Origin of the sequence: Acinetobacter sp. UBA6526 (genome assembly GCF_002434875.1) — a bacterium.
GTDB lineage: Bacteria > Pseudomonadota > Gammaproteobacteria > Pseudomonadales > Moraxellaceae > Acinetobacter > Acinetobacter venetianus.
On record NZ_DJLC01000059.1, the window covers coordinates 1 to 435 of the forward strand.

General features: G+C 45.3%; 1 protein-coding gene. It reads right to left on the minus strand.

Annotated features, from left to right (window positions below):
- Positions 1-435 (minus strand): helicase HerA-like domain-containing protein (locus tag B4237_RS03915; RefSeq protein ID WP_286941528.1); only part of this gene is annotated, 435 nt, incomplete at both ends.

Genomic DNA, 435 nt, shown 5'->3' on the forward strand with positions numbered 1-435 from the left:
ATTTCAAAAGCCCTATCACGATCTCCCGCTTGATCATAGACCCCCGCCACAATGCTTTGCGCAATAATCACTTGTCGCTCTTCAGCTGTAATTGGGTTAAATGCGGAGTAGGGGGGCATGACCCAGCCTCGTTCTACAATTTGTGGCGTACCTTGTTCATCTAAGCAGCTAATCAATGCTTCACCGACAGCAAGTTCAGTGATCGCTTGATCAACTTTAAAATCAGGGTTGGCGCGAAAGGTATCAGCTGCGGTCTTTACTGCTTTTTGGTCTTTTGGAGTGAATGCTCTTAACGCATGTTGTACACGGTTACCAAGTTGTCCTAAGACGCTTTCAGGTAAGTCGAGTGGATTTTGGGTGATGAAGTAAATCCCAACCCCTTTAGAACGAATCAGGCGAACCACTTGCTCAATTTTTTCTTGTAAATTTTGGCTG